Annotated in this window: 16 protein-coding genes and 1 riboswitch; of the genes, 10 read left to right on the top strand and 6 right to left on the bottom strand. The window is 47.0% G+C overall.

Annotation, left to right across the window (positions count from 1 at the left end; genetic code table 11):
- Positions 1–59: 59 nt before the first annotated feature.
- A complete protein-coding gene (gene dapD, locus AB3351_RS20320) occupies positions 60–770 on the bottom strand; it encodes a 2,3,4,5-tetrahydropyridine-2,6-dicarboxylate N-acetyltransferase (protein WP_371148992.1) in 711 nt (236 codons plus the stop codon).
- Positions 771–957: 187 nt separating this feature from the next.
- On the opposite strand from dapD, the gene AB3351_RS20315 reads away from it, so the two are divergent.
- Together AB3351_RS20315 and AB3351_RS20310 are read left to right on the top strand one after the other, a co-directional pair.
- Positions 958–1,170 carry a hypothetical protein gene (locus AB3351_RS20315; RefSeq protein WP_371148991.1) on the top strand — a complete coding sequence of 71 codons (213 nt, stop codon included), beginning with the start codon at positions 958–960 and terminating at the stop codon, positions 1,168–1,170.
- Positions 1,171–1,300: 130 nt separating this feature from the next.
- A complete protein-coding gene (locus tag AB3351_RS20310) occupies positions 1,301–2,725 on the top strand; it encodes an NAD-dependent malic enzyme (RefSeq protein ID WP_371148990.1) in 1,425 nt (474 codons plus the stop codon).
- A 50-nt stretch (positions 2,726–2,775) separates the two neighbouring features.
- Here AB3351_RS20310 and AB3351_RS20305 read toward each other — a convergent pair whose 3' ends face one another.
- Positions 2,776–3,243 carry a PilZ domain-containing protein gene (locus tag AB3351_RS20305; RefSeq protein ID WP_371148989.1) on the bottom strand — a complete coding sequence of 156 codons (468 nt, stop codon included), beginning with the start codon at positions 3,241–3,243 and terminating at the stop codon, positions 2,776–2,778.
- Between the two features lie 180 nt (positions 3,244–3,423).
- A complete protein-coding gene (locus AB3351_RS20300) occupies positions 3,424–4,404 on the bottom strand; it encodes an NAD(P)H-quinone oxidoreductase (RefSeq protein WP_371148988.1) in 981 nt (326 codons plus the stop codon).
- Positions 4,405–4,500: 96 nt separating this feature from the next.
- On the opposite strand from AB3351_RS20300, the gene AB3351_RS20295 reads away from it, so the two are divergent.
- Positions 4,501–4,977 carry a hypothetical protein gene (locus AB3351_RS20295; RefSeq protein ID WP_371148987.1) on the top strand — a complete coding sequence of 159 codons (477 nt, stop codon included), beginning with the start codon at positions 4,501–4,503 and terminating at the stop codon, positions 4,975–4,977.
- A gap of 35 nt (positions 4,978–5,012) precedes the next feature.
- Here the strand turns inward: AB3351_RS20295 and acnA are convergent, their stop codons facing one another.
- Positions 5,013–7,739, bottom strand: a complete 2,727-nt coding sequence (gene acnA / locus AB3351_RS20290) for an aconitate hydratase AcnA (protein ID WP_371148986.1) — start codon at positions 7,737–7,739, stop codon at positions 5,013–5,015.
- Positions 7,740–7,965: 226 nt separating this feature from the next.
- Here acnA and AB3351_RS20285 point away from each other — a divergent pair, with 226 nt between their 5' ends.
- The 6 genes from AB3351_RS20285 to AB3351_RS20260 all read left to right on the top strand — a co-directional run bounded on the left by AB3351_RS20285 (position 7,966) and on the right by AB3351_RS20260 (position 16,800).
- On the top strand, positions 7,966–8,715 hold the full coding sequence (locus AB3351_RS20285) for an IclR family transcriptional regulator (protein WP_371148985.1): 750 nt from the start codon (positions 7,966–7,968) through the stop codon (positions 8,713–8,715).
- Positions 8,716–8,791: 76 nt separating this feature from the next.
- Positions 8,792–9,103 carry a hypothetical protein gene (locus tag AB3351_RS20280; RefSeq protein WP_371148984.1) on the top strand — a complete coding sequence of 104 codons (312 nt, stop codon included), beginning with the start codon at positions 8,792–8,794 and terminating at the stop codon, positions 9,101–9,103.
- A gap of 51 nt (positions 9,104–9,154) precedes the next feature.
- Positions 9,155–9,985 (top strand): EamA family transporter, encoded by an 831-nt coding sequence (locus tag AB3351_RS20275; RefSeq protein WP_371148983.1) that lies wholly within the window; start codon positions 9,155–9,157, stop codon positions 9,983–9,985.
- A 140-nt stretch (positions 9,986–10,125) separates the two neighbouring features.
- Positions 10,126–11,208, top strand: coding sequence for an HD-GYP domain-containing protein (locus tag AB3351_RS20270; RefSeq protein ID WP_371148982.1), 1,083 nt, complete (start codon positions 10,126–10,128; stop codon positions 11,206–11,208).
- Positions 11,209–11,268: 60 nt separating this feature from the next.
- A riboswitch (SAM riboswitch) is annotated at positions 11,269–11,374 on the top strand.
- A 95-nt stretch (positions 11,375–11,469) separates the two neighbouring features.
- Complete coding sequence (gene metH / locus AB3351_RS20265) at positions 11,470–14,928, top strand: methionine synthase (RefSeq protein ID WP_371148981.1); 3,459 nt, start codon at positions 11,470–11,472, stop codon at positions 14,926–14,928.
- Between the two features lie 18 nt (positions 14,929–14,946).
- Complete coding sequence (locus tag AB3351_RS20260; protein ID WP_371148980.1) at positions 14,947–16,800, top strand: bifunctional homocysteine S-methyltransferase/methylenetetrahydrofolate reductase; 1,854 nt, start codon at positions 14,947–14,949, stop codon at positions 16,798–16,800.
- Between the two features lie 27 nt (positions 16,801–16,827).
- On the opposite strand, the gene AB3351_RS20255 is transcribed toward AB3351_RS20260, so the two are convergent.
- Positions 16,828–17,760 carry a DMT family transporter gene (locus AB3351_RS20255; RefSeq protein WP_371148979.1) on the bottom strand — a complete coding sequence of 311 codons (933 nt, stop codon included), beginning with the start codon at positions 17,758–17,760 and terminating at the stop codon, positions 16,828–16,830.
- Positions 17,761–17,912: 152 nt separating this feature from the next.
- On the opposite strand from AB3351_RS20255, the gene AB3351_RS20250 reads away from it, so the two are divergent.
- Entirely contained in the window at positions 17,913–19,361 is a 1,449-nt protein-coding gene (locus AB3351_RS20250) for an aminotransferase-like domain-containing protein (protein WP_371148978.1), read from the top strand.
- Here AB3351_RS20250 and AB3351_RS20245 read toward each other — a convergent pair.
- Positions 19,358–20,080 carry a DUF72 domain-containing protein gene (locus AB3351_RS20245; RefSeq protein ID WP_371148977.1) on the bottom strand — a complete coding sequence of 241 codons (723 nt, stop codon included), beginning with the start codon at positions 20,078–20,080 and terminating at the stop codon, positions 19,358–19,360. The genes AB3351_RS20250 and AB3351_RS20245 overlap by 4 nt on opposite strands.
- Positions 20,081–20,125: the final 45 nt, after the last annotated feature.

The raw sequence follows: 20,125 nt of genomic DNA, 5'->3' as shown, positions 1-20,125 counted from the left end.
GCGCCAAAGACGGTCCATGCTTGTCCTGGCCGAGCGCCGGTTTTTCCTGTCTTCTATTATTATAGCTGACGAAGTTCTTGTTTGATTTCTGTTTTCGATTTTGTTTTCTCATCAATGGTTTTGATGACACGTGCAGGTGTACCCGCCACTACGCTATTGGCTGGCACATCTTCAATCACGACAGCACCTGCTGCGACAACGGACCCTTGTCCTACGCGCACGCCTTCGAGAATGACTGCGTTAGCGCCAACAACCACATCGTCTTCAATTACAACCGGTTGTGCGGAAGGCGGCTCGATTACGCCTGCGATGACTGCACCTGCCCCAATGTGACAATTCTTGCCGATCGTGCCCCGTCCACCTACGACTACGTTCATATCAATCATTGTACCTTCGCCGATAACTGCACCGATATTAATCGCTGCACCCATCATGATTACCGCGTTATTGCCGATCTCAACCTGATCGCGGATAATAGCACCTGGCTCGATACGTGCTTGGATATTCTTCATGTCCAGCAGAGGAATCGCAGAGTTACGTCGGTCGTTCTCTACCACATAGTCTTCGATCTTGGCCTGATTAGCTTCAAGGATTGGCTGGATTTCTTTCCAATCGCCGAACAGGACGCCGACAGTGCCGGTAATGAAGGATTGTGTATTAGCACCAAAATCGATGCCCTCGATATCACCTTTAATATGTACTTTAACCGGAGTTTTCTTTTCGCTTTTTTGGATAAATTCGATAATTTGTTGTGCGTTCATTTCATTCATAATGCTTGTCTCCTTTCCTACCCGTGTTCATACATAAAAATGCAGGGAAGTCATTCTTACTGCATTTCATTATACCATCTTGTTTTAGGTTATTAAACGGCTGTTTTGTTAGTTTTTCCTGCTTTATCTACTGTATGCTTTTATCGTTTTCTCTAATACTAAGGAAAAGGGATGCGAGGTGAGAAGTATGTATCAGCCATTTGATGTAAATTTGGCGCACCGGCTTGCTGATCAAATGATCGAATGTGCCACTAGCATGAAGGAGAAAGCACAATCACCGATTCAGATACAGCAGCATCTTGTCCGCCTGAATTCGTTAGTAAACAGTCTGTACTCCTTAACGAATGAACCGATTGTAAACGGTATGAACCCGATTAATGATGATGGAGACATCAGATAGCGTGCGCATGTAAATTTTGCAAACGTGCTGTCGGGGGTTTCCTTTTTCCTGATATTACGGTTAAAATAAACAATTGTACTGTGTTCATTAATTTGTAACTTTTGCGTGTGTCGGGAAAAAGGAGGAAAACATGAAGCCATTTACATCTTTGGGAACGAGTATTATTCTACGTCTTGAATTAGATGTACGACAAGTGAATTTTGTAGATATTGCAACTGCGGTAAGCAATGCAAACGGGGATATCGTAGCGATGGACGTAGTAGAATCGTCCAATGAAGTTGCGGTTCGTGACTATACAATTAACACGAAAAGCAAAGAAAAAGTCGAGGAAGTTATTAAAAATATTGAAGCGATTCCGAATGTGGAAATCATTACAGTATCTGACCGGACTTTTCTAAGCCATATTGGCGGTAAAATTGAAATGCGTGCGAAGCGTCCCATTCAAAACCGCGAAGATTTATCGCGTGTTTATACACCAGGCGTAGCAAATGTATGTGAAGCGATTGCAAATGATCCATACAAAGCATATAAGCTAACCATTAAACGCAATACGGTTGCTATCGTCAGTGACGGAACGGCGGTGCTTGGTTTGGGTGATATCGGACCGTATGCGGCAATGCCTGTTATGGAAGGGAAAGCGATGCTTTTCAAACAGTTTGCAAATGTCGATGGTTTCCCGATCTGCCTCGATACGAAAGATACGGATGAAATCATTGAAACAATTGTGCGCATGGCGCCTGCGTTCGGTGGAATCAACTTGGAGGATATCTCTGCACCGCGTTGCTTTGAAATTGAAAGGGCATTGCGTGAGCGTCTAGATATTCCTGTCTTTCATGATGATCAGCACGGTACAGCCGTTGTTATTCTTGCTGGGATGCTGAATTCATTAAAGATTGTCGGCAAGGATATCAAGGACTGCAAAATTGTCGTAACCGGTATGGGGGCGGCAGGCGTAGCATGCACAAAAATTCTGTTGAGCGCAGGAGCGAGGGAAGTTATCGGCGTGGACCGCGATGGTATTCTGTCTCGTTCTGTTACATATGAGAACCCGGTATGGGAAGAGATCTCTAACATAACAAATCCGGATGATGTGCAGGGACAGTTGGCTGATGCGCTCGTAGGCGCTGATATATTCGTGGGAGTATCGCGGGGGAATATCCTGACAAAAGAAATGGTGCAGACGATGGCGAAGGACCCGATTGTATTCGCAATGGCAAATCCGCAGCCGGAGATTGATCCAGAAGATGCGGCTGGTATTGTACGGGTGCTTGCAACTGGACGTTCTGACTATCCGAATCAGATTAATAACGTGCTGTGCTTCCCTGGTATTTTCCGTGGTGCATTTGATTGCCGCGCTACAGATATTAATGAAGAAATGAAGGTTGCAGCAGCGCATGCGATTGCTTCTATTATCAGTGACGAAGAGCTCAATGAGCAGTATATCATTCCGAGTGTATTCAATGATAAGATTGTAAAAAGAGTGCGGGATGCTGTCGTAGAGGCCGCAGTTGAGACAGGTGTCGCGCGTAAAGTACCGCGTGACAAACGCAAATAAAAAAACTAGGCAACATAAGCGCTTCGTTCTGCATGGAACGAAGCGCTTTATTATGGTATTTTACGTTCATCTGCTGCATATAGAGGACAGTTCTCATTCGTACAGAAGCGGCAGCCAGGAACGAATGAAATTTTTTTGAGCCAGACACTCATATCATTGTATAGCTTTGTGAACAGTGTCTGCGAAAAATCATCGTGAAGTAGTTCAACACCGTATTCGTATACGCCGGGCTTAAGCGGGTTAGAGGTACGCCAGACTATTTTACCTGTCAATGTAATGAGCTGATCCATCATCCGCGTTTGAAACTTGAGCAGTAGATTATCTGTAATGGGGAAGCGCAGAGAGGAGACGAAGCGCAGTCCATGAATGGAGACATCTTTAACACATACTTCCATCCTGCCGCTTGAGATGGGCTGGTTATTGATGACTCCGATTGAGACCTCAGAGCACAGAGGTATCACAAGAATTTTGCGTTCTTCTTTACGGCGATTAACAGCCTTCAAAAGCATCACCATCATTTATCATATTTCCTGCGCTAACAGGACTTTTATCTTATACTATTATAAACGCAAATTTGTGTTTTGGAAGAAAAAGAGGGGAGGATATGACATCGGTTATTACTTACTGTATAAGAATATGGGTCTTTATGCATATGAGGTATGGATTCTCCCTTCCTGGAGTGGGAAGGGAGGAGGGGGCTAATCCTCAATCTGTAGAATGATTTTTCCTGTATTTTGGTTGTTTTCCATATACGTATGTGCTTCTTGTACTTGTTCAAGCTCCCATACGGAATCAATAACAGGTCGTAGCCTTCCGTCAGCAAATCGTGGCATGGCAAAATCGACAAATTCTTTTGTAAGCTTAATTTTATCCTCAACAGAACGAGAGCGAAGTGCTGTGCCAATAACTTGCAGACGGCGGCTTAGAATAAGACCTAAATTGATATCTTCTGCTTTGCTGCCTCCCATTGTGCCGATAAGAATGAGTCTGCCGTCCATAGCCAGACAGGAGATATTCTGCTTCCAGTATGAGGCTCCGATAAAATCGAGAATAATATTTACACCGCGGTTCTCTGTTGCTTTCTTAACTTCTGGCTCGAACGGCCCCGCTTTATAATCAATCGCTATATCGGCACCAAGCTCGAGACAGGCTTGGCGCTTTGCTTCGCTTCCTGCCGTAATAATGGATCTGCCGCCTGCTTCACGAATCAATTGAATCGCGGCTGTACCTACACCGCTGGCTCCTGCGTGGACAAGTACGGTATGCCCTTGCTTGAAACCCCCGAGCCAGAATAAGTTCAAGTACGCAGTCAGAAATACTTCAGGAATTGCTGCCGCTTCTGTAAAAGAAAAGTGCTCTGGAATTGGCATGGCCATGTCGGCAGGAATGGTTACCTTTTCTGCATATCCACCCCCAGGCAACAGAGCGCATACGCGGTCACCAGGTTTGTATCCGGTGACATTGCATCCGACCTTCTCGACGATTCCTGCCATTTCGAGCCCCATAATTTCAGTCGCGCCTTTAGGCGGTGGATATAAGCCGCGCTTTTGAAGAAGATCGGCACGGTTTAGTGCGGTCGCTTTTACGCTAATGAGCAATTCATTTTCTTTCATCAGCGGCTCGTCTGCTTCACCGATATAGAGACGATGTGAGTCTTTTTCTACACGTACAGCTTTCATAATAACCCTCCTCAAATTAAAGTGCATTCGGCATTACATGTCTTCTATGTCTTATGGTATCTTATTTTATAAGGTAAATGAAAGGACGGAGAGGTAATGAATACATCACTAAAAGATAAACAACTGATTCATCATGAAGAAATATTGAGCCGGTTAGAAGAGGTAAGAGAGTTACGCGAGAGTGAATATGAACAGTATACGCTTGTAAAGGACAAAACAACCGGTGAGCATTATGTCCGCTATTTTCAACGCCATATAAACCTGATGGAAGGTGGAGTGGAGGAGAAGTTTGATCATTTGCTGCCGGTTGATACGGACGAGGTGCTTGCTGTTATTTTTGATGAACAGGATTACACATATCCTGAACAGTGGAAAGTAACGTATCTGCGCGGAAGCGATCAAGATCCGTATGTGTGGTTCGATCCATCGGGCTTGTCCGAGGATCTCGATGAGGATGGGAAGGGACAGGAGCTCTCTGAGATGCTGGATGCATTCAAACAGGATAAAAAATTTGACGATGATTCGATTCGAAAGCTATTTAAGGATATTGACCATATGTTTGGCGATGAATAAAAGAAGGTTCCCGCTCAGGGAACCTTCTTTTATTATTATACGTTTGCTTTTGCTTCTGCCGCCATTTGACGCAGAACTGTTTGCAGAATACCACCGTTGCGGAAGTATTTAATGTCGACAGCGCTGTCCAGACGTACGCATACATCGAATTCGAATGTAGTACCATCTTGACGAGTTGCTGTTACTTTAATTTTTTGTCCTGGTTTGATATCGTCATTCAGCTCAGGAATGTCGAATGTTTCATTACCAGTGATACCTAGCGTATCAGCGCCTGTACCATCTTCAAATTGCAGCGGAAGTACGCCCATACCTACTAAGTTGCTACGGTGAATGCGCTCGAAGCTTTCAGCAATAACAGCTTTCACGCCGAGCAGGAAGGTTCCTTTTGCTGCCCAGTCACGGGAGCTTCCGGTACCGTATTCTTTACCAGCAATGACAACAAGCGGTGTGCCGGCTTCTTGATATTTCATAGATGCATCATAAATCGGCATAACTTCACCAGTTGGCAGGTAGGTTGTTACGCCACCTTCTGTTCCTGGAGCCATTTTGTTACGAATGCGGATATTTGCGAACGTTCCGCGCATCATAACTTCATGGTTACCACGGCGAGAACCATAAGAGTTGAAGTCTTTGCGTTCTACGCCATGCTCAGACAGATAGATACCAGCAGGGCTTGTTGGAGCAATATTACCAGCAGGCGAGATATGGTCTGTTGTTACAGAGTCGCCCAATACTGCCAAGGCTTTTGCACCCATGATTTCTTCGATTTGGCCGCCTTCAGCGCCAAGGCCGGAGAAGAACGGTGGATGTGCAATGTACGTAGAAGACTCATCCCATTGATACAGTTGTCCTTCTGGGAATTCAATTTCGTTCCAGCGAGGATTTGCTGTAAATACGTTGCCGTATTCTTCTTCGAACATTTCTGGACGTACAGCAGCACTGATCGCTTCGCGAATTTCTTCGTTTGTTGGCCAGATATCTTTTAAGAATACAGGTTGGCCATCTTTATCTGTTCCGATTGGCTCTGTTGTCAGGTCAATATCTACTGTACCTGCCAGTGCATACGCAACAACAAGCGGAGGAGAAGCAAGGTAGTTTGCTTTTACCTGCGCATGTACGCGGCCTTCGAAGTTACGGTTACCGGACAGTACGGATGCTACAGTCAGATCATTATCAGCAATTGCGTTGCTTACTTCATCTGGAAGCGGACCGCTGTTACCGATACAAGTTGCACAACCATAACCAGCGATGTAGAAGCCAAGCTTCTCAAGCGGCTTTAATAGGTCTGCTTTTTCCAAGTATTGTGTAACAACACGAGAACCCGGAGTTAAGCTGGATTTTACGTAGCCAGGTTTTACAAGGCCTTTTTCTACGGCTTTTTTCGCTACAAGACCCGCACCGAGCATTACGCTTGGGTTAGATGTGTTTGTACAGCTCGTGATCGCTGCGATAACAACAGCACCTGTGCCGAATTCGGATGCAGTGCCGTTTTTATGTGTAACGGATACTTTCTTAGCGATTTGGTCATCATCAAGTCCGAATCCGCCTTTGTCAACTGGCGTACGCAGTGCATCGTTGAAAGCTTCTTTCATTGCAGTTAACTCGATGCGGTCCTGCGGACGTTTTGGACCTGCCAGTGTCGGAACAACAGAACCCAGGTCAAGCTCTAGTGTTTCGGAGAATTCAGGGTCCGGTGTAGCATCCGTACGGAAGATCCCTTGTTCTTTATAGTACGCTTCAACCAGTGCCACTTGCTCTTCGCTGCGTCCTGTGGAACGAAGGAAGGTAAGAGTTTCATCGTCAACTGGGAAGAAGCCCATTGTTGCACCATACTCAGGCGCCATATTCGCAACCGTTGCACGGTCTGCTAAGCTGATGTTGCTCAGGCCAGGGCCGAAGAACTCAACGAATTTGCCGACAACGCCTTTTTTACGCAGAATGTTTACAATAGTAAGCGCAAGGTCAGTTGCTGTCGCGCCTTCTGGAAGTGTACCAGTCAGCTTAAATCCGACAACTTCAGGTGTAACGAAGTACAGCGGTTGGCCAAGCATGCCCGCTTCTGCTTCGATACCGCCAACGCCCCAACCAACAACGCCAAGACCATTGATCATTGTTGTATGAGAATCCGTACCTACGAGAGAATCTGGGAATACTTCTATTTCCCCGTCAACTTCTTTAGTCGCTGCAACAGATGCTAAGTACTCAAGGTTTACCTGGTGAACGATACCAGTTGCCGGAGGAACAGCGCGGAAGTTGTTGAAGGCCGACTGTGCCCAGCGCAGGAAGCGGTAGCGCTCTGCGTTGCGTTCGAATTCGAGCTTCATATTATTTTCAAGTGCTTCTGGGTTACCGAAGTCATCAACCATAACAGAGTGGTCAATAACAAGGTCAACCGGAACAAGCGGATTGATACGTTCAGGGTTTCCGCCCATGTCTTTCATTGCCAGACGCATAGCTGCAAGGTCAACAACAGCAGGTACACCTGTGAAGTCTTGCAGTACGATACGAGCCGGCGTGAACGGAATTTCTTGATTTGGATCGCGCTCTTCTGTCCATGTAGCAATTTTTTTCACATGATCTTCCGTAATGGCTACACCATCGAATTGGCGTACGGCCGCTTCAAGAAGAACTTTAATAGAAAAAGGAAGTTTGGAGATTGGACCAAGTCCTTTGTCTTCTAATGCTTTAAGAGAATAGTAAGCGAATTTCTTGTCGCCTACTTGCAAAGACGAACGAACAGCAAAATTATCTTTCTTTGCCAAAGTAATGACCTCCTTCATATTTCGTGACGGTTTCGTCAGGTGAAACTGTGTTTCTCTTTCCGATAATATTATACTGGTTTTTCAGCAGAACGTACATACATTTTTAAACTTTTTTTCAAAATTAGATGATAGTTTACGAGACAAACATCAATAAGGTATAATGTCAAATATTGCAACAGGGTTTCGTTGAATGAAACTACCGTAAACAGGAAGGTGAACGGATACGATGGACGCTTCCGATAATAAAATGACCGTACGTGCGGTGGACCGGGCGCTTGATGTGCTGCTGTGTTATATTGATGAAAAAGAACTGACGCTAACGGAGATCTCCCATAAAGTCGGATTGAATAAAAGCACGGTATATCGCCTGTTAGGCTCACTCGAAAGCAAAGGATTTCTAACGCGTAATCCTGATACGGAGAAGTACCAATTGGGATTTCGGGTGTGGCAGCTCTCTGCCAATCTTCCCCAGGGGGACGACCCGGCAACCATTCTGCTGCCGGAGATGACGCGGTTAAGAGACCAGGTGGGAGAGACGATCAGTTTATATGTGCGCAATGAAAATGAACGGATTCGGGTGCAGGCGGTAGAGAGCAATGAAACGATTCGCAGAGTGGCACCGATTGGAGCGCATCTCCCGCTATCCGTAGGCGCTTCTAGCAAAGTATTGGTTGCCTATGCGCCGCATGATATACAAAAGCAGATCTTATCTGATCCGACATGGCCTTCTTCTATCGATAAAAATGCGTATATAGAGCAGTTGGAAGAAATCAGGCAGAGCGGCTATGCAACAAGTTCGGAAGAGCGTGAACAGGGAGCGGCAGCTGTATCTGTTCCGCTGTTTAACCGAAGGGGACAGCTAGTCGCGGCATTGTCCGTATCAGGCCCATCCAACCGTCTGACTTTAGAGAGGATGAAGGACAATCTGCCATATGTCATTGTGGCGGCAAAAAGAATGGGGAGCATGTTAAAATAGACAGGGCAGTCATCTGGCATGTAGTCTATATGCTTCTCAACCCTGGATGTACACTTTTTAAACAAGGAGGATCGGGATGGAACAAACATATGAATTGACTCTTACCCCTCTGCAGATGGAAGTGCTAATAGAATCAGTACGTGGATTTGTTGACAACAAGAAGCTTTTGCATGTACCTACGGCAACAGGAGAAGTCGTAGGTCTTCCGCTTACGGAAGAGGCGCTGACATGGCTGATTGAAGCATGCGGCCAGACAGAGGAGAAGCAGCATGTGATCATCCGGCTCGCGGAGGCGGCCGATGATAAGACGGAAGTGACGGTTCAGCGCGTATGTGCTGAACAGGTATATACATATGAAGTACAGCTTTCGCAGTTTGACGAACAATAGTAGGACCGGCAGAGTAAGACAAAATTTTGAAGGCAAAGAAGGTATAGGAGTATGTGGCTTTTTGCAGCCTTGATTACTGCGGTGTGTTTTGGCGTCAACAATACGATTATAAAGTGGAGCACCTCTCGCGGTTTTTCCAAGGTTAACATTCAATTTTTCTTTTATTTCATTGCATTTTTAATCATTTTAAGTGCGGGTTTACTTTCGCACACGCTGCACCCGAATCTTACCTCCATTCTGCTTGGAAGTCTGATCGGGGTCTTGAACGCGAACGGCAATATTCAGATGGCAAGAGCGTTTGAAAAAGGGCCAGCTAGCCTCACGTCACCTTTGATTGCAGCCAATGCAATCTTCCCGGTACTTGCAGCGGGCGTCATTTTTCATGAACAAATTCCTTTTCTTCACTGGATTGGTATTCTATGCATGATGGGATCGGCAATGGTCATTCAATATACGCCCGGTTCCAAAAGCAATACAAATTACTTGCCATGGCTTGGACGTGTTGCCTTCGCATTCTTTTCTTTTGGCATACTTGGAATACTAATGAAGCAGTCCTCGCAGCTACATATTAGTTCGATGGATATGCTTTTAGCCATGTATGGAGGGGGCAGCTTGTATTTGGCGATAGGATTAGGCCGGGAGCCAATTCGCCTAAAAGAAGCGAAGATCGGAAGTCTGGTAGGCGTATTGAGCGTAGTCGGCTTCAGCTGCTACTTTTATGCGCTGCAGACCGGTATTGCAAGCATCGTCTTTCCGGTAGTGAGCCTGAATTGCTTGGTCGTTATCCTGATGGGATACTACCTGTTTAAAGAAAAACTAAGACCCTATCAGGTATATGGAATATGTACGGCCCTGCTTGGGCTCGTCCTGACTAAGATATAGCATGGTAGAAGACCATCCTTTATTCATAGGGATGGTTTTTTTTGTTATAAGTTTTTGGTAATAAACCTAAATACCTGTGCTACAATTTGATAGGGTAGAAAGTTTCAGACAGAAAAGTTCAGGAAAGTAGGGTTTGCTACGTGAAAAAATTACATATTAGCTCCGTAAAACCAGGAGATAAGATAGCGAAAACGATCCTCTCAGAGACGGGTCATGTCCTGCTCGGTACAGGCCTTGAGCTTAGTCAGCGATACATTGAGCGCTTAAAAGACATGGGAATTGATACCGTATATATTGAAGATAAGCATACGGACGATATCATACCAGAGGACGTGATTGACGATACAACACGGCGCAAAGCGGTCGAAACCGTCTACAAGACAATGACAGGACTAATGGATCAACCGAAAGTAAAGGGAAGAACCTCTATACCGGATATGGGAAAGACATTCCGCGATGTATTCGGTAATATTCTAGGCGATTTGAGCGGACGAAAAGAAGTGCTGGTGAATCTGGTAAATCTACATTCACTTGATGGATATTTGTTTCATCACTCTGTAAATGTAGCGGTGCTTGCAGGAATTATCGGGCTTGCTAAGGGATATAATCGTGATCAATTGGTTGATTTGGGAGTAGGGGCTCTGCTGTTTGATATTGGAATGACGATGCTTCCCAAAGAATTATGGAACAAAAAGACCGCGCTGAATCCAGAAGAGAAGATGCGGGTGGAGAAGCATACGGAAGAAGGGTTCAACCTGTTGCGCTATCAGTATGACATCTCATTATTATCCGCACATTGTGCGCTTCAGCATCATGAGCGATATGATGGATCAGGATATCCGCGAAAATTGCAGAATAATCAAATTCATGAATATGCGCAGATAGTTGGCATGGCAGATGTGTATGATGCACTCACATCACACCGTTCGTATCGCCAGCATTATACGCCGAATGAAGCGACAGAATACTTATTTGCCGCTGGGAATTCGTTATTTAATCTTGAATTGGTGCGGTTGTTCGTCAAGCACATTGCCGTGTATCCGGTTTCATCTACTGTAGTCTTGAATACGGGACAGGTGGGTGTTGTCTCTTCTGTTGATCCAAAAGCTGTTCACAGGCCGATCGTACGCATTGTTGAAGAGAAAGATGGTACACCTGTATCTTCTCCGTATGAAGTAAATTTACAGCAGCGGACAAATATTGTAATTGTACGAACAATATAATTATCTATTGACTCTTTTCATTCATTGATCAATAATAAGAAAAATGAAAACTTATATCGTTTCTTATCAAGAGTAGGCTGAGGGACTGGCCCGATGAAGCCCGGCAACCGGTATGTACGTGTACACGGTGCCAATTCCAGCAGGATTTTTTCCTGGGAGATAAGGAGTGCGCTGATTTTTATTGAACTCAGAGACCTTCCTTCTTTCAGGGGGTCTTTTTTTATTATATATAGAAAATTGGAGTCGGAAGGGATGATAAGAATGAATGAAACAGCACTGAAGAAACTGCCAATAGAGACACAGTTAAAGCAGAAAATTCTGGTAATTGATGGAGCGATGGGTACAATGCTGCAGCAGGCGAACCTTGGCCCGGAAGATTTCGGCGGAGAGCATTATGAAGGCTGTAATGAGATACTTAATCTTACACGCCCGGATCTTATCCGCAGCATTCATGACACGTACCTGGAAGCAGGTGCAGATATTATCGAAACGAATACCTTCGGCGCTACCTCGATCGTACTTGCGGAATATGATGTGCAGGACCGTTCAAGAGAGATTAATCTAGCCGCTGCCAAGTTAGCGCGTGAAGCGGTCGATGCGTATTCAACACTTGACTGGCCTCGCTATGCGGCTGGCTCAATCGGCCCGACGACCAAGACATTATCGGTGACAGGCGGCGTAACGTTTGAAGAATTAATCGAGACGTACTATGAACAGGCACTTGCGCTGATTGAGGGCGGTGTCGATGTTCTTCTCTTAGAGACGGCACAGGATACGCTTAATGTGAAGGCTGGTGGGATTGGAATTCAGCATGCATTCGAAGCGGCCGGACGCAAGGTACCGGTGATGATCTCCGGTACGATTGAGCCGATGGGTACGACGCTTGCTGGTCAGAATATCGAAGCATTCTATATTTCATTAGAGCATCTTCAACCGGTTTCAGTCGGATTAAACTGTGCGACAGGACCCGAGTTCATGCGCGATCATATTCGTACACTGTCCGGCATGGCGAGCTGTGCAGTTAGCTGTTATCCGAATGCCGGTCTGCCGGATGAAGACGGACACTATCATGAATCGCCGCAGGCACTGGCGGCCAAACTGGCCGGATTCGCCGAACAAGGCTGGATTAATGTGGCGGGCGGCTGCTGCGGTACAACGCCGGACCATATCCGCGCCATTGCCGAAGCGCTTCAAGCGTATAAACCGCGTGTTGCACAGGGTCTGCACACTCATGCCGTATCCGGCATCGAACCGGTCTATCTTGAGGAGGATAACCGCCCATTGATGGTCGGAGAGCGTACGAACGTTATCGGCTCAAAGAAATTCCGTGATTTGATTAAGGAAGGCAAGTATGAAGAGGCCTCAGAGGTTGCGCGTGCTCAGGTAAAGAAGGGCGCCCATGTGATTGATATTTGTCTTGCAGACCCGGATCGGGATGAAGTGGAGGATATGGAATCCTTTCTGAAGTTTGTTGTACGCAAAGTAAAAGTACCGCTGATGATTGACTCTACCGATCCGAATGTCATCGCGTTAGCATTGAAGTATTCACAAGGTAAAGCGATCATTAATTCCATTAATCTAGAGGACGGAGAAGAACGCTTCGCTGAGGTAGCACCGCTTTTGCGGAAGTTCGGCGGGGCCGTAGTTGTTGGCACGATTGATGAGAAGGGGATGGCGGTAACGAAAGAGAGAAAGCTTGAGGTGGCGGCACGTTCTTATGATCTGCTGGTAGGGAAGTACGGTCTTTCTCCACGTGACCTGATTTTTGATCCGCTGGTATTTCCCGTAGGAACAGGGGATGAGGCGTATATTGGTTCAGCCAAAGAGACGGTAGAGGGCATTCGCCTGATCAAAGAAAAGCTGCCGGAGTGCCAGACCATTCTAGGTGTGAGTAACGTATCGTTCGGATTGCCCCCGGCAGGACGGGAGGTGCTGAATGCTGTGTACTTATATCACTGCACCAAAGCCGGCCTCGATTATGCGATTGTAAATACGGAGAAGCTGCAGCGCTTCGCTTCGATTTCAGATGAAGAGCGAAGGCTTTCCGAAACGCTGTTGTTTGAGACAACGGATGAGGCGTTGGCGACATTTACCGCCTTTTACCGGGAGAAAAAAATAGAGAAAAACGAAGAAGTATCGAACCTCACACTAGAAGAAAGGCTTGCCCGTTATGTTGTTGAAGGAACGAAGGAAGGGTTACTTCCAGATCTTGAAGAGGCACTTGGTATATATGCGCCGCTTGACATTATCAATGGGCCGCTGATGAATGGTATGGATGAGGTAGGACGCTTGTTCAATGATAATCAATTGATCGTTGCCGAAGTATTGCAGAGCGCTGAAGTCATGAAAGCATCCGTTGCCTACCTAGAACCGCATATGGAGAAGACAGAATCATCGGCTAAAGGAGTGGTGATGCTTGCCACCGTAAAAGGTGATGTGCATGACATCGGGAAAAACCTGGTCGAAATTATTCTGGGCAACAACGGCTATAAGATCATTAATCTCGGCATCAAAGTTCCGCCAGAGCAGTTGATTGAGGCCTGTCGCAAGGAAATGCCGGACATTATTGGTCTATCCGGCTTACTCGTTAAATCGGCGCAGCAGATGATCACAACGGCGCAGGATTTGAAAGTAGCCGGTATTGAAGTTCCGATTCTTGTTGGCGGTGCTGCATTGACCCGTAAGTTTACCGAGAATCGAATTGCGCCCGAATATGAAGGGCTCGTGCTGTATTCCAAAGATGCGATGAACGGTCTTGAGATGGCTAACAAGCTGGTTAATCCGGAAAAACGGGCGGAAATAGAAGAAGAGTTGAAGAAAGCAAAAGAAGTGAAGCAGGTTGCTGTTGCCGTTGAAGTAGTCAAAGCTACTGAAGAGACAGGTGTTCTTCCGCGCTCATCGGTTAGCACAGATGTTCCGGTCTTTTTGCCGCCGGATCTAGAGCGGCACGTGCTGCGTGATTATCCGCTGGCTCATCTGCAGCCATATGTAAACCTGCGTATGCTTCTCGGCAAGCACCTTGGTATACGCGGCAATGTCGATGCATTGCTTGCACAGCAAGATAAGAAGACGACAGAGCTAAAAGAAGTTGTGGATGAGCTGCTGGCAGAGGCGAAGGACACGGGTCTGTTGACTGCACATGGCATATACCGCTTCTTCCCGGCTCAGTCCAGAGGAAATGATATTTATATCTATGATCCAAAAGATCACAGCAAGATTCGTCAGACATTTTCGTTTCCGCGACAGAAAGAAGCGCCGTATCTTTGTCTGGCCGACTTTGTCAAACCGGTGGAGAGCGGTGTAATGGATTATGTTGCCTTTCTTGTCGTTACCGCAGGTCATGGGGTACGTGAGAAGGCGGAGGAGTGGAAGGAAGCAGGAGACTATCTTCGTTCCCATGTACTGCAAGCGCTGGCGCTGGAGTTGGCCGAAGCGTTTGCGGAGCGTGTCCACCATATCTTGCGTGATACATGGGGATTCCCGGACCCGGCAGAGATGACGATGCTTGAACGTTTTGGGGCTCGTTATCAAGGGATACGGGTATCATTTGGCTACCCCGCCTGCCCGAATCTTGAAGATCAGGAATTGTTGTTTGATCTGTTGAAGCCGGATGACATCGGCGTGCAGCTGACCGAGGGCTGCATGATGGAACCGGAAGCTTCCGTCTCAGCTATGGTATTCTCCCATCCGGAAGCGAGATATTTCAATGTCGGCCAATAGAGGAAGGGAGGAGTAGCCATGCCAAAGGAAAATTTGAAGACATACCTTAACGACCACCTGTTGATTGGAGACGGTGCCATGGCAACATGGCTGTATCAGCTTGGTGTGCCGATCGGTGTCTGTTATGAGGAGCTGAATTTGTCGAATCCAGAGATCATAGGCACGGTACATCGTGCTTATTATGATGCCGGTGCTCGCTTCATTCAGACGAATACGTACGGGGCGCATCGCGATGCGCTCTCCCGCCATGGGCTGCAGGAAAAAGTAGCAAGAATCAATCAAGCTGCGGTACGTGTCGCCAGGGAAGCGGTCGGCGATGATGCCTATGTGGTCGGCGGCATCGGTTCGATTAATGGAGGAAGAGTACGGAATAGCGAAGAGATCGGCACATATGGAGAGCAATATGAGGAGCAGGCTTCTGCCCTGCTTGCAGGCGGAGTGGATGCGATTCTTTTGGAAACCTTTCTTGATGTGGATGAACTGCTGCTGGCGCTTGATGCGATCCGCCCCTTAACAGATCTTCCCATCATTACGCAATTGGCAACGATTGAAGTCGGGCGTACCAGGGATGGCCATACGCTGACCCGGGCGTTTGCTGCGCTTACGAAAGCGGGAGCCGATGTGGTTGGATTGAACTGCCGAATGGGTCCGGCCGAGGTTCTGCGCTCGATTGAGAATGCAGTAATTCCGACTGATACTCCGCTGTCCGTATTCCCAAATGCAGGCCGGCTTGCGATGTCGGATGGGGAATATTCTTATGCTTCGGTTCCTCAATATTTTGGTGAGAGCGCGCTTCGGTTCCGCGCACAGGGCGCACGATTGATCGGCGGCTGCTGTGGTACGACCCCGGAACATATTCGCATGATGGCACAAGTGCTTGCGGAGCGCGAGCCGCTTCCACGCATCAACCCTGTAATTACAGTGGAACAAGAAGAGATGACACCGATTCGTGTCGCTTCACCTGCCCCTCCGGTAGGAATTGTGGATACCGTAAGACAGCGGCATACTGTTATCGTAGAATTAGATCCACCACGCGATCTTGATACGGACAAATTCCTAAAAGGTACAGAAGCGTTGCGGGATGCCGGTGCGGACGCGATTACTCTCGCTGATAATTCTCTCGCTACGACACGTATGAGCAATATGGCGCTCGGCTCGCTCATGAAAGCCAAATTCGGTGCCGAGCCGCTGCTTCATATCGCTTGTCGTGACCGCAACCTAATCGGGCAGCAGTCGCATCTTATGGGTCTGCATGCGCTAGGCATTAATCAAGTGCTTGTCATTACGGGCGACCCGGCGCGATTTGGCGACTTGCCCGGTTCAAGCTCGGTATTTGATGTCTCTTCATTTGACCTGATCCGGATGGTGAAACAGTTGAATGCAGGCTATTCCTTTTCTGGTAAGCCGCTTAAGCAGCAGGCGAATTTTGTTGTCGGCGCTGCGTTCAATCCGCATGTACGACAATTCGACGCTGCGGTGCGCCGTCTAGAGAAGAAGGTGGAAGCAGGCGCGGACTATATTATGACACAGCCGGTATATGATCGAGAGATGATTGAGCGTATTCATGAAGGTACGAAGCATCTTGATATACCGATTTTCATAGGGATTATGCCGCTGACGAGTTCGAGAAATGCGGAATTCCTTCATAATGAGGTGCCTGGCATCAAGTTATCGGATGAAGCGCGTGAGAGAATGCGTCAGCATGAGCCGGGCGTAGAAGCGCGTAGGGAAGGGGTTGCACTCGCCAAGGAATTGGTGGACATGGCAATGGAATACTTCAACGGGATATATTTGATTACACCTTTTTTCTATTATGAGATGACAGCAGAGTTGACCCGGCATATCCATCAGCGTTCATCTGTTATGTCCTAGACTGCGAAGAAGAATAAAAATCCGGCTTCAGTGCGAAGTCGGATTTTTTATGTGCCTCATGAGCTTACCAAAAGGATACGGCCGCTCTTTCGGATGGGATTTCATGCTGCTGAGTGTCACCCCCGCCAGTATGATAGCTCCACCTAGCAACGAGAAGAACGTCGGTGTTTCATTGAGCCATATCCATGCGATCAGAAAAGCAAAAAAAGGTGTGAGATAGAGAGAACTGGTCGCCTCGGATGCTCCGGTCTGCGATGTTACAAAGGCCAAGGCCAAATACGCAAGTACTGTAGGGAAAATCCCTAAATATACGACGCTGAATGTAACTTCTGCCGGTGCCTGCATAATAGCAGAGCCGAGTCCAGGCAGGAAAAAAAGCATAAAAAGTGTACCGGCCCAGATCGTATAGGTCGTAAAAGCAAAGACACCGTATTTTTCTAAATAAGGTTTTTGGAATACGAAATACACACTCTCTGCAAGCGCTGCCAAAAGAATGAATGCCGTACCGTATCCTGCGTTCCAAGCCGCCTTGCTGCCCAAAGAAATACAGACCACTCCTGCAAAGCTTATAAAGCCGCCCGCCCAACCTCTAGCTCCGAATCGCTCTCGAAAGAATAGCATAGCAAGAAGGGCTGCAAAAATGGGTGTCGTCGAGACGAAGAGGCTGGCTGCCCCTGCGCTCACTGTCTGCTCTCCGTAGTTAAGAGCTGTATGGTATACGGCAAAGCCCAGCCCCCCTAATACCAGGATAGCAGGAACATCCCTTACTTCCGGCAAGCGTATACGTAAGAGTAAAGACAGCAGAATAAGCAAAGCAGAACCGATAAGCAATCGTAGAAGAGAGAGATGTTCTGGAGTATACGATTCAAGCCCGATTCGAATGCCGGGAAAAGCGGAAGCCCAAAAAAAGATGCAGAGACCGTGTGCAAAAACGATGCGAACCTTCAGTGAACTGCCCATAGCGCCCCTTCCTTTCTCATTTGAAAACCAACCAGTAAGCCAACGATGCTGTCCTTCTTTTCATAGTAGACAATGCTTGGTAAAATGTCCTCAACCAGTTAGATAAAGAATAACCCAACCAATTTCAGCTATAGAGAAGGGAAGAGGGCGGCGTGGACAAATCTGATCATCATGCAGGGAGTGTGCCTAAATACCGGCAAATCGTAGAGTACAGCAAGAAAAAAATCAGCAATGGAGAATGGCCTGTCGGGAGCAAAATACCGAGTCAGCGTACGCTGGCCAAAATATTCGGAGTAAATCGAAGTACGGTAATTACAGCATTGGACGAATTAATGGCTGACGGGTTAGTCGAAGGAAGGATCGGAGTAGGAACGATTGTGGTAAACAATACATGGACGCTTCTCGCTACCAATCCTCCACCGGATTGGGATAGGTACGTACGATCCGGTGTGCATAAGCCAAGTCAGGCGACAGTTCAGGAAATCAACAAAGACGAATCCAATCCAAATCTGATTCAGCTTAGCAAAGGCGAGTTATCCCCAGAGATTTTTCCATTGGAGACAATGAAGCACATTGTGCGGCAAGTGTCAGAGAAACTTGATGCATTCGGTTATGAAGAGCCGAAGGGATATTTGCCGCTGCGTCAAGCGGTAAGCGAGTACATAAAAACATTTGGTATCCAAGCTTCGTCTTCTTCCATCTTGATTGTATCAGGAGCGCTGCAGGCCTTGCAGTTAATCTCTGTGGGTCTTTTGCACAGAGGCTCTGCCGTGCTGCTTGAGAAGCCGTCCTATCTTTACTCACTGCATGTTTTTCAGTCAGCAGGCATGCATTTTACAGGTCTGGCGATGGATGGGGAGGGGCTTTTGCCACAAGCCGTTTCGGAGTGGGGAAGACAGGATAGCGGTGCCATTCTGTATACCATTCCTACCTTTCACAATCCTACCGGCATGATGATGTCAAAAAGGAGGCGCGAAGAGCTTCTTGCTGTATGTGAAGAAGAGAGGCTTCCAATTATTGAAGATGATATTTATCGTGAACTGTGGATTGATGAACCGGCGCCCCCACCGCTCAAAGCCTTCGATCGGCACGGACATGTACTGTATGTCGGGAGCTTATCGAAAACACTAAGTCCGGGTCTGCGGATTGGTTGGATTGTTGGACCTGAGCCTGTTATCGAGCGATTATCTGATATAAAGATGCAGACCGATTACGGTTCAGCTTCATTATCGCAGCGGGTGGCAACCGAGTGGATGGCAAGCGGGATGTACGGGCGGCATGTGGCGTTTGTAAGAGATCAGCTTGCCATTCGGCGTCGAACGGCGCTTCATGCGCTTGAGATTCATATGAAAGACATAGCGGAATGGGAGAATCCGCGAGGGGGTTTTTTGATTTGGCTTAGAATAAAGCCGAAGCTTTCTATGAAAGAATTGTTTACTAAATCGCTGCGTGAAGGCGTGCTGCTTAACCCGGGCAGCATTTACGCACAGGATACAGAACAATATGTTCGCCTCTCCTATGCGTATGCCTCGCCGATAGAGTTTGAACAAGGTGTCGTAAGAGTAAGTCGGATCATTCGGCAACTATCAGCCTGTCATTAAGATAATAATGCAGCAAGATGCTTGGCGTTCGGTATGCCGACACCCTCTTTCGTATTATTAAAGTAAATATATGCCCTCTCTACACCGGACTCCGTAATCAGAGCCGCCAGTGTCTCGATATCTTCTTCTGGATAGCGGGTTGCATAGTTCTCCCCGTGGAGGCGGCAGTATATAAAATCTCCTGTTCTGATCAGCTTCGTATTCACCCGGCGTTCAGATACGTGACACATGGCAACATGATGTGCGCGCAGCAGATTAATCGTTTCTTCATTTTCCCAACTGGTATGGCGAAATTCGATGACGTTGTCTTTCTCTTTTGGAAGTGACAGAACGAATGCTTTAAGTATGCCATAGGTTTTGGCGCTGCAACGAAATGAAGGTGGCAGTTGAAATAAGTGCGCCCCGGCTTTCTCGTGCAGTCCGTTGGAGGCCTGATAGAATCTTGTCAGGTCTTCCTGTACGTTCTGCAGTCGGGCATCATGGGTAATCGCTTGTGGCGCTTTTAATGTAAACGTAAAGTCTTCAGGCGATGTCTCATACCATTTTTGGATCGTGGACGCTTTCGGAAGATAGTAAAAAGACGTATTAACTTCGACAGAAGAAAACTGGGAGGAGTAATACGAAAAAAAGTCAGTTTGCGGAAGCCCTTCAGGATAGAATACTTCCTTCCATTCTTTGTAGCTCCAACCGGACATACCGATAACATAGCGCATATGCATATCCTCTCTCCTTTCTTGCTAACAAGCTACCCCTCTTCTCATTTG

This window comes from Aneurinibacillus sp. REN35, assembly GCF_041379945.2.
GTDB lineage: Bacteria > Bacillota > Bacilli > Aneurinibacillales > Aneurinibacillaceae > Aneurinibacillus.
The sequence above is the reverse complement of the archived record's forward strand: the minus strand, read 5'-3'. Positions and strand labels throughout refer to the sequence as shown.